The sequence below is a fragment of the Phenylobacterium sp. genome (assembly GCF_030680185.1).
Classification (GTDB): domain Bacteria; phylum Pseudomonadota; class Alphaproteobacteria; order Caulobacterales; family Caulobacteraceae; genus Phenylobacterium.
Genome location: NZ_JAUXVZ010000068.1, coordinates 20,900 through 30,231, shown reverse-complemented (window position 1 = coordinate 30,231; position 9,332 = coordinate 20,900). Strand labels below are relative to the sequence as shown.

At 64.9% G+C, this 9,332-nt stretch carries 9 protein-coding genes; 2 read left to right on the top strand and 7 right to left on the bottom strand.

The genetic code is table 11. The features are described from left to right. The 6 genes from Q8L83_RS18590 to Q8L83_RS18565 all read right to left on the bottom strand — a co-directional run. The coding region (locus Q8L83_RS18590) for a hypothetical protein (protein ID WP_305289651.1) at positions 1–189 on the bottom strand (189 nt) is incomplete at its 3' end. 154 nt (positions 190–343) lie between these two features. After that, positions 344–1,168 (bottom strand): hypothetical protein, encoded by an 825-nt coding sequence (locus Q8L83_RS18585; protein ID WP_305289649.1) that lies wholly within the window; start codon positions 1,166–1,168, stop codon positions 344–346. A gap of 2 nt (positions 1,169–1,170) precedes the next feature. Continuing rightward, positions 1,171–2,913, bottom strand: a complete 1,743-nt coding sequence (locus Q8L83_RS18580) for a hypothetical protein (RefSeq protein WP_305289647.1) — start codon at positions 2,911–2,913, stop codon at positions 1,171–1,173. Positions 2,914–3,046: 133 nt separating this feature from the next. Beyond that, on the bottom strand, positions 3,047–3,847 hold the full coding sequence (locus Q8L83_RS18575) for an isocitrate lyase/phosphoenolpyruvate mutase family protein (RefSeq protein ID WP_305289645.1): 801 nt from the start codon (positions 3,845–3,847) through the stop codon (positions 3,047–3,049). Between the two features lie 299 nt (positions 3,848–4,146). Continuing rightward, positions 4,147–4,485: a GIY-YIG nuclease family protein gene (locus Q8L83_RS18570; RefSeq protein WP_305289642.1), complete on the bottom strand. Its 339-nt coding sequence runs from the start codon at positions 4,483–4,485 to the stop codon at positions 4,147–4,149. A gap of 216 nt (positions 4,486–4,701) precedes the next feature. Continuing rightward, positions 4,702–5,409 carry a DUF4336 domain-containing protein gene (locus tag Q8L83_RS18565; RefSeq protein WP_305289640.1) on the bottom strand — a complete coding sequence of 236 codons (708 nt, stop codon included), beginning with the start codon at positions 5,407–5,409 and terminating at the stop codon, positions 4,702–4,704. A gap of 403 nt (positions 5,410–5,812) precedes the next feature. Here Q8L83_RS18565 and Q8L83_RS18560 point away from each other — a divergent pair, with 403 nt between their 5' ends. Both Q8L83_RS18560 and Q8L83_RS18555 read left to right on the top strand, forming a co-directional pair. Further along, a complete protein-coding gene (locus Q8L83_RS18560; RefSeq protein WP_305289639.1) occupies positions 5,813–7,018 on the top strand; it encodes a saccharopine dehydrogenase family protein in 1,206 nt (401 codons plus the stop codon). Positions 7,019–7,022: 4 nt separating this feature from the next. Further along, entirely contained in the window at positions 7,023–8,198 is a 1,176-nt protein-coding gene (locus Q8L83_RS18555; RefSeq protein WP_305289638.1) for a carboxynorspermidine decarboxylase, read from the top strand. On the opposite strand, the gene Q8L83_RS18550 is transcribed toward Q8L83_RS18555, so the two are convergent. After that, positions 8,195–9,331, bottom strand: coding sequence for a serine hydrolase domain-containing protein (locus Q8L83_RS18550; protein WP_305289636.1), 1,137 nt, complete (start codon positions 9,329–9,331; stop codon positions 8,195–8,197). The two genes, Q8L83_RS18555 and Q8L83_RS18550, sit on opposite strands and share 4 nt — an antisense overlap. Position 9,332: the final 1 nt, after the last annotated feature.

Below are 9,332 nucleotides of genomic sequence, written 5' to 3'. Positions count from 1 at the left end.
CATGTTGCAGAAGCCCGACACCGCCCCGATGGGCAGGCCGTCGCTCTTTCGGGTCAATGGCGGCAGGGCGTGATAGGCGCGGAAGATATAGCCCGACCCATCCACCAGATAGAGCCGCACCGGCGGCCCATCCTGAGTGGGCGTCCGCGGCAGGTCGGGCAGGGGGGCGGGGGAGAGCGTGTCGGTCATGCGCGGAAGATAGGCGCGGGCGGGGCCGTGGTCACGTGCGGAGGTGGGGGAAGTGTCGATGCATCCCGGATCACGAGGGGCTGTCGGATGGCTATCCGGACCGGGGCCTCCTCCCCCCAATTTCGGTGGGGGTCAGTTGATCAGCAGATCGGCTCTAGAGCCCATTGGCGAGCTTCACAGCTGCCAGACACCTCGCGCGGGTGACCTGGGAGCGCCCCCGCCGCGTTTTGAGCTCCTCGGTCGAATGAAACACCGCCCAAATCGCGTTAAATCTCGCTGTCTCCTTGCTTACATCCCAGTCAGCCCGCTTCCGCCACTGGATGGCCCAGCGTTCGCACATCTTAGAGAATGTTTCACGATTGACGGTAGCAACCAGCGTCGTAACGACCGAAGCGATGTCTTGAAGGTGCGCATAGTTGACAGTTATCCTGACTGGTCGTCCGTACCTTGGAATGTCCAATTGAACCGCATTCTTTCCGGGAAGCAGCCCGTCGCCGTGCACGATTCCGTGGCGGAGCTGGCATACTATCTCGTACTCTTCAAGTAAGCTCTTGAATACTTTGTCGTCCAGCGGCATGGATAGGAAGTCCAGGAAAGCCGCGTTTAACTCCTTGCGAGAAGTAAAAGATGCATGCTCGAAGGCGCTCCTGCTGAATCCTTCCTTTCCGTGCCACAACAATCCTCCAAGATTAATTGCTTTGTGGGCCGCTCCCGACTGAGCCAAGGGGCACATCTCAATACAGCTCGACAATATCGCTCGAAAGTAGGCCTCCGCAGCCGAAACGACGCCCAGCACTAACAATCGCCCGAGGAACGGATCTCCGCGAAGGCGCGCCGCCGTACCATAGTTTAGAATGCGAAATATAGCCGCTCTGTACATGTCAATCGGCGCAGCAAGATCTTCCTCTACCATCATATCTGATAGCGGGCCGAGGCGTGAACCTGGCGGTTGCTCATTAGCGTAGTCGGCGATTAGCATTTCTACGCCACATACTCTTCAGCATAATTAGCAAATCGTGCGGCTCGAACCGGTCCAATCTGAGGTATGCTTCTTAGATTGGTGCGCTCCGAGTCGATCAGAATATCCTTGATCGTTCTTATGTTAGAGCTCTCTGCAATTCTGACTTGCATCCTCTGGCTTATCGGGAGGACGGAGATGGGCTGGTTGGTCAGCTCATCGTACAGGGAGGAAGTTTTGAGCTGTGCGCCACAGTTCTGGCAGAATCTTGCCTGCTCACTAGCCCGTTCCGCGCCGCAGTTCTGGCAATGCGGGAGCGATAGGCGAAACCGCTCACTATAAAGCTCGGGCTTCACTAAGCTGTCTGGGGATATTCTGGGCCAGGCTTGGTGAGTTTGCGCCTTGAATGCCTTCACAAAGCTTGGAACGCTCTTCGCGCGGCGCCCGATAATAGCGTTCTCGGTAACTAGGTCACCAAAATGCACCATATAGAGGTCAAACACCCCCTTCTCGCCGCGACTGTTGTCGCCAGATGGCATTAGAAGCCCTGCGTACTGGAAGAAACTAAAAACCTTCTCTATTTCTGCCGGCACCGGACGCTTTAGGCCGATCTCTAGGGCCTGATTGTCATCCTCTTTGCCCCTGTTGAATTCCTTAACAGACATCAATATACGCTGATAAACGGCTCTGCCGGTGTCCACAAATTGCTTGTATGCTGGCAATTTATTGGCGAGAGAGTCGTACACGTTGTGTGACAGCTCGCGGCTTTGTTTCGCTATATCTAGCAGCTTTCGACGATCTATGCCTGATGCGCTAGGAGACGACTTGGTATCTTCATGGTATATAGTGCGAAGCATATTTAGGAATGAGCGGGGTATTCCAAATGACGCATAGGCGAGGAACTCAAGCGCATCTGGCGTCGCATCTAGGCTTCTTGGCAAACTCCCGTTGAACCGTTTGATGGCAAGGGAGCGCATAAACTCGACGTATCCTTGACGGTCAGGTTTCACCCAAACATCAATTTGTTCAGCGTCGTGTCCCACATGGAACGTGGGTGAGTGGGTCGTGATGCCAGGGTAAACGGCGGCCTTCGGCGAAATTTCGCGACTTTTGATCTGGCGGAAGAATTCGAAAAAGTCTTCTTGCTGACGAGGCGAGAAGGCGTGGGCCGCATCATCTAGCAACAGCACACAGCGTGAGAGGCCGTTTGCCGCCAGCACTCTGCTGATGGTGTCTGACAACCCCTCGACGGTATAGGCATCTGCTTGCTGCCCCGCCTCCACACGGCCCGCCTCAAGTCCATTAATGAGTTGCCCAACATGGTCAGCGGAAGGAATGTCGTCGGGAAGGTTGTAGCCATCCGATATGGAAATAGCGGAGAATATACCTTGATAAATTTTAAGGTTTAGCCATAGTCGAAACCAGTATGTCGCATTTGGCGTGTTTATATATAGAGGTTCCAGCTTAAGTGAGAGTTTGAAGTTTACGTAGACGGGCAGCGTGTTGGTGGCGGGTTGCCGGAGAAGGCCGTAATACGCCTTCATCATCAGCGTTGTCTTTCCGCAGCCTCGCGGTCCGACAAGTAGCTTTGCTCCGCCGACCGACAGTCTGCGCACTATGCTCTCTTCGTCAGGATGGACTGCGCTTAGAGCGAGGAATGCATCTTCATCGATGTACTCGGCTTGCTCAATAAAGTTCGCATCCAGGGGGAGTTCTACGCCCTCCCCGGGGTCCTCTAGACCGTCCACATCACTCTTACTGGCCATCGGCCGCCCGCTCCCGCTGTGTCGCCGTAGAGTTATAACGCTACAGCGCAGTGTCAAACTGCGGGTCTCCGGTTTGAGAGAAGGCACCGCGGCTCTGAATTAATCGCCTTACCGCAGCCCTCCCAGGATGGACTCAACCCCCAAACACCCCATCCAAATCCGGCAGCGCCCCCCGCCCCGTAAGCGCCCCGAACGTCCCCGTCTCCAGATACCCCGGCAAGGCCTCCACCAGCGCCCCGTAGGCTGCGCGGAAGGGGGCGGTGGCGGAGGAGAGTCGCCGCACGCCCAGGGCGGCGAGGCGCTCGGCCGGGGGCGTGGTCGGGCGCAGCATGATGTTGAGGGGCGCCTGGACGCCATCGGCCAGGGCGCCGATCACCGCCTCGTCCGCTGGGCCGGGGACGAAGAGTCCGCTGGCGCCGGCGTCGAGATAGAGGGTGGCGCGACGCAGGGTCTCAGTCAGCGCGGCCTCGCCCTGGGCCAGGTCCCGCAGATAGATGTCGGTGCGCGCATTGATGTAGAGGGCCACGCCCTCGGCGTCCGCAGCCGCGCGGGCCGCGGCGATCTTTCGGGCGTGGAGGTCGGGGTCTCGGGCGCCGTCCTCCAGACTGATCCCCACGGCGCCGGCGCCCGCCACCCTGCGGATGGTCTCGGAAAGCTCGGCAAGGTCGTCGGTGTAGCCGCCCTCGATGTCGGCGGTGACCGGGACCGACGTCACCCGCACCACATCTGCGATCACCGCGATCAGCCGGTCGGTCGGCAGGGCGTCCCCGTCGGGAAAGCCTTGCGCCCAGGCCACGGCGGCCGAGGAGGTGGCCACCGCCTTGGCGCCCGCGCTCGCCATCAGGGCCGCGCTGGCGGCGTCCCAGGCATTGGGCAGGATCAGGAGGTCGGGGCCGGTGTGCAGGGCGTGGAAGGCGGCGGCGTGGTCGGTCATGGGGCGGGCTCCGGTCGGTGCGGTGGGGCATCTCAGCATGGGACGGGCGCGGAGTCCGGCGGACTTCGGACGTGGACAATTCCCCTTCACCGTCATCCTGGGCCTTGTGCCCGGGATCCCTCGCGACGCTTGCGCCCGCCTTCGACAGGGATGCTCGGCACAGGGCCGAGCATGACGGGGGCGGGGTGGGGAAGGGTCAACCACGAAGGACACAAAGGGCACGAAGGGGCCGCGCGCGTCTTTGTGGGCTTCGTGATCTTTGTGGTTCGACTTGGGGCGCCTGCGGCGCGGAGGCGACGCTAGAGCGCCTGGGCGTCGAGGCGGGCGCGCCAGAGAGCCTGGCGGCGCTTCAGCTCGTCCGGGCGGCCGATCTCGGGATCGTCGGCGCGCAGGCGCTCCAGCTCCTCGAAGCGGAAGGCGTCGGCCCCGCCGTGCTGGGTCCAGGCGGCCTGCAGGGCGGCGTAGGGGCAGGAGCCCAGGCGCAGGGTGAACCATAGGCCGTTCTGCTCGGTGTCCACATGGCGGCTGGTCCCGACCCAGGCCTGGCCCGTGGCCTCGCAGATGACGGCGAACACGCCCCAGGCGGGCTTGCGTTCCTTATAGGCGGCCGTGGCGGCCCGGCGTGCGGCGCGATCCATCGGCCCCTCCTCTTGGTTATTACCCGGGTGATATAGAGGATGATTTTGTCCGGGTAAATAGGGGCGGGGCTGTGCGTGCTTCGAGGCTCACTGCGCTCGCACCTCAGCATGAGGAGGTGGGAGGGGGCGGGGCCTCTCAGTCGTCCTCATCCTGAGGCGCCGCGTAGCGGCCTCGAAGGACGAGGACGGTTGCAGGGGCTTGAGGGCGGCCACCCCTCAGCCCCGCAGCCAGGCGAAGGTGCGCGCGATGAAGGCCTGGCCGTCCTCCAGCACGGGCGGGGCGTGGGCCATCAGCACCCGCCGGGCTGGCCAGGCGGTGATGCGGGCCAGCGCTGCGCGGGCCGCCTTGCGGTCGGTGAAGGCCAGGCGGAACTTGCGCGGCGTCTGGGGCGCGGGGCCGGTCATCAGGTCCAGCCGGGCGATGAGCGCGCGCCAACCTTTGGGGCTGGCCGGGTCGAGCTGCTGGATCAGGTCGGCGAACAGGGCGGTGCGGCTGGCCCGGTGGAAGAAGACCACCTCGGTGGCGATCCGGTTGCCGGCGAACTGGACCTGGTCGATCTCCTCGGACCAGGGGTGGCCGCCCCCATCGGCCAGATCGCCGTCGAAGGCGAGGTCGGGCCGCCGCTGGCGCAGGCCCGGCGGGGCGCAGAGTCGCGCGTCGGGATAGGCCGCCTGCCACTCGCCCAGGAACAGGTTGTGCATGGCCGTCGGCGAGACCAGGTGGCGCACCGGCCCCAGGGCGTCGACGGCGGCCTTCAGCTCTGGGCTCAGCTGCGTGGGCGACCAGATGAAGAGGTCGCCGTCCTTGAGCCGGATCACCACCAGGGCGGTGGGATAGCCAAACCCCAGGACCCGCACCTGCGGCCCCGCCGCCGTCCAGATATCCTTGTCCAGAAGCTGCAGCATGACAGGGGCAGGATGCATGGCCGGGGCGAGGGGGCAAGGCCCTCCCTCCCACCGTCATGGTCGGACTTGATCCGACCATCCATGAACACAGGGGCCGGCCGCGGTGTGCATGGACCCCCGGGTCAAGCCCGGGGGTGACGGAGGAGGGGGAACGGCCTTGCGTGCTTCGAGGCTCGCTGGCGCTCGCACCTCAGCATGAGGAAGGTGGGAGGGGGCGGGGCGTCACAGTCGGCCTCATCCTGAGGCGCCGCGAAGCGGCCTCGAAGGACGAGGGCGGCCGCGAGGGCCTCGTCATCGAACCTTCACCACGACACATCGCCCGCCCATTAGCCCCGCGCCCCGTCCCGTGATATGGCCCCATCCCCGCGTGTCGGGCGTTTTGGGACTGTGAATTGCTGGCGGCAGCAGGGAAGGGCGCGAGATGAGCAGAGTTTTGGTGATTGGCGCGGGCGGCGTGGGCTCGGTGGCGGTCCACAAGATGGCCATGTCGAGCGAGATCTTCAGTCACATCACCCTGGCCAGCCGGACCAAGGCCAAGTGCGACGCGATCGCGGAATCGGTAAATGCGCGCACCGGCGTGGTGGTGGAGACCGCCGCCCTGGACGCCGACGACATCGCCGCGACCACGGCCCTGATTCAGAAGGTGAAGCCCGTTCTGGTGGTCAACCTGGCCCTGCCCTATCAGGACCTGGCCATCATGGAGGCCTGTCTGGCGGCGGGCGTGAACTATCTCGACACCGCCAATTACGAGCCGAAGGACGAGGCCAAGTTCGAATACAGCTGGCAGTGGGCCTATCAGGACCGCTTCAAGGCGGCCGGCCTGATGGCGCTGCTGGGCTGCGGCTTCGACCCCGGCGTGACCTCGGTGTTCACCACCTATACCGCCAAGCACCTGCTGGACTCGATCGAGACCCTGGACATCCTCGACTGCAACGGGGGCGACCACGGCCACCCGTTCGCCACCAACTTCAATCCCGAGATCAATCTGCGCGAAGTGACCGCGCCGTCGCGGCATTGGGAGAACGGCCAGTGGGTCGAGGGGCCGGCCCTGGCCAAGAAGCAGGTCTTCGACTTCGACCAGGTCGGCGAAAAGAACATGTACCTCATGTACCATGAGGAGCTGGAGTCGCTGGCCAAATTCTATCCGGAAATCAAGCGCATCCGGTTCTGGATGACCTTCGGCGACGCCTATCTCAAGCACCTTGAGGTGCTGGGCAATGTGGGCATGCTGCGGATCGATCCGGTGATGTTCGAAGGCCGCGAGATCATTCCGCTGCAGTTCCTGAAGGCGCTGTTGCCCGAGCCGGCCTCGCTCGGCCCGCGCACCAAGGGCAAGACCAATATCGGCACCATCGCGACTGGCCTGAAGGACGGCGCGCAGAAGACCGTCTACATCAACAATGTCTGCGACCACGAAGAGGCCTATGCCGAAACCGGCAGCCAGGCGGTCAGCTACACCACCGGCGTCCCGGCCATGATCGGCTCGGCCCTGATGGTCCAGGGCGTCTATGCCGGCGCCGGCGTCTTCAACATGGAGCAGATGGACCCCGACCCCTTCATGGACATGCTGAACACCCACGGCCTGCCCTGGAAGATCCGCGACCTGCCCGCGCCCCTGGACTTCTAGGGGCATGGAGACCAAGGCCGGCGGGGCCGGCGCCTTCGCCAAGTTCGATCTCTCCCGCGTTCCGTCCCCCTGTTTCGTGGTGGACGAGGCGGCCATCGCCCGAAATCTGCGCGTGCTGGCCGATGTGGGCGCCCGCGGCGGGGCCCAGGTGCTGCTGGCGCTGAAGGCCTTTTCCATGTGGTCGCTGGCCGGCCTGGTGGGCGAGCACCTGGACGGGGTCTGCGCCTCTGGCCTGTGGGAAGCCAAGCTGGCCCGCGAGCATTTCAGCGGCGAGCTGACCACCTATTCGCCGGCCTACAAGGCGGCCGACTTGGCCGAGATCCTGCGGCTGTCGGACACGGTGATCTTCAATTCGCCTGACCAGATCGCGCGGTTCAAGGGCTTGATCGATGACGCCAGGGCCGCCGGCGAGACCTTCCAGATCGGCCTGCGCCTGAACCCCGAGCACAGCGAGGCCGAGGTCGCCAAGTACGATCCCTGCCAGATCGGCTCGCGCCTGGGCTTCCCGGTCTCGCAGCTGAGCGCCGACAGCCTGGCCGGCGTCGATGGCCTGCACATCCATGCGCTCTGCGAACAGGGCTTTGAACCGCTCAGCCGCATCTGGGCCTCGCTCGAGCCGAAGATCGCAGGCGTCCTGGGCAGCCAGATCAAGTGGGTGAACCTGGGCGGCGGCCACCACATCACCCGCGCCGACTATGACCGCGAGGCCCTGGTGGCCTTTCTGCGCGACGTGAAGGCGCGCTTCGACATCGGCCTCTTCCTCGAGCCCGGCGAGGCCATAGCGCTGGACGCCGGCATCCTGGTGGGCGAGGTGCTGGACACCTTCGACAACGGCATGGCCATCGGCATCACCGACATCTCGGCCACCTGCCACATGCCCGATGTGATCGAGGCGCCCTATCGCCCGGCCCTGATGGGCGAGCCCGAAGGGGGCGTGAGCCTGCGCCTGGGCGGCCCGTCCTGCCTGGCCGGCGACATCATCGGCGACTACCGGTTCGCAACGCGGCCGGCGCCCGGAACCCGCATCGCCTTCCTCGACCAGGCGCACTATTCGATGGTCAAGACCAACACCTTCAACGGCGTGCCCCTGCCGGCCATCGCGCTCTGGAGCAGCGACACCGACGCCCTGCGGATGGTGCGCGAGTTCGACTACAGCGAATTCCGCGACCGCCTGTCCTAGAGCGCCCCGTAGGCGGCCTCGATCAGCCGCTTGGCGCGGGGATCGCCCAACAGATGGGCCGACTGCTTGTTCATCACATAGGCCCCGGCCAGCCCCGTCTCGGGGTCTGCAAACGCGCACGAACCGCCCCAGCCGGAATGGCCGAAGGTCTGGTCGCCCGGCCCCCAGGGATGCAGGGCCTGGTTGCGCATGACGCCGGCCCCCCAGCTCATGACGAAGGGCAGCACCAGGTCTTGCCCCCCGATACGCTCGCGGGCCATTTCGGCGATCAGGGCCGGCGACAGGATCATCTCGCCGTCCAGCCAGCCGCCTGAGGCCAGCGCGCTCATCAGCCGGGCCAGCGCCGGCGCGGTCGCATGGCCATTGGCCGAGGGAATTTCGGCGCGGCGCCATTCGGCCTGGCCGCGGCCGCCCGGCGAGGACCAGGGCTCCAGAAAGGCGGCCTTGGTGGGGACATTGATCTCGCCGAAGTCGGGAAAGGCCGGCGGCCGCTGCAGGTCGGCGCAGCGGTCATGCTCGGCGTCCGGCAGGCCGATCCACAGATCGAGGTCGAAGGGCTGGGCGATGTCCTCGCGAAGCGCCGCGCCCATGGTCCGGCCGTCGACCCGACGGAAGATCTCGCCGGCCAGATAACCATAGGTCACCGGGTGGTAGCCGCTGGCGGTCCCCGGCGGCCACAGCGGCGCCATCCCCGCAAGGCGCGCGCAGACGCCGTCCCAGTCGAACCAGAGCGACGGCTCGACGGCTTCGACGAAGCCCGACAGTCCGGCCTGGTGCGACAGGGCCTGCTCGACGGTGATGGCGCCCTTGCCGGCCTGCGCGAACTCGGGCCAGACCTCGGCGACGGCCTGGTCATAGGCCAGGCGTCCCTGGTCGACCAGGCGGGCGACCATCAGGGCGGCGACGGCCTTGGTGGTGGAAAAGATCGGCGTCAGGGTCGCCGCGTCAAAGGCCGTGGTCCGCGCCCGGTCGGCATGGCCGGCCCAGAGATCGACGACCAGCTCGCCCTTGTGGACCAGGGAAAACCGTGCGCCGAGCTCCTGCCCCCGCGCGAAGTTGTCTTCGAAGGCGGCGCGCACGGGCTCCAGGCCTGAGGCGCACTGGCCGTGGATCTCGGGGATGTCGGACGGCATG